Origin of the sequence: Mesorhizobium delmotii (assembly GCF_900149755.1) — a bacterium.
GTDB lineage: Bacteria > Pseudomonadota > Alphaproteobacteria > Rhizobiales > Rhizobiaceae > Mesorhizobium > Mesorhizobium delmotii.
This window is the reverse complement of sequence record NZ_FUIG01000046.1, coordinates 1-285: the sequence shown is the minus strand read 5'-3', so window position 1 is coordinate 285 and position 285 is coordinate 1. Positions and strand designations below refer to the sequence as shown.

General features: G+C 68.4%; 1 protein-coding gene. It reads left to right on the top strand.

Annotated features, from left to right (window positions below; all coding sequences use genetic code 11):
* Positions 1–285, top strand: a 285-nt coding sequence (locus BQ8482_RS27500) for a transposase (protein WP_208867863.1), incomplete at both ends; no start/stop codon positions are given.

The following is a 285-nucleotide window of genomic DNA, read 5'->3' as shown; positions in this document are numbered from 1 at the left end:
CACGTCTGATGCCGCGCCGATCTGGACGGAGTTTTTGCGCAAGCTGACCCGCCGCGGCCTGCGCGGCGTCAAGCTCGTCGTCTCCGATGCCCATGAAGGCATCAAGGCGGCCGTCACCAAGGTGCTGTGCGCCACCTGGCAGCGCTGCCGCGTCCACTTCATGAGGAACGTGCTGGCCCATGCCGGCAAGAGCGGGCGCCGCGTCGTCTCGGCTTTCATCGCCACCGCCTTCGCCCAGGAAACGGCCGAGGCCGCAAGCACACAATGGCGCGCCGTCGCCGACCA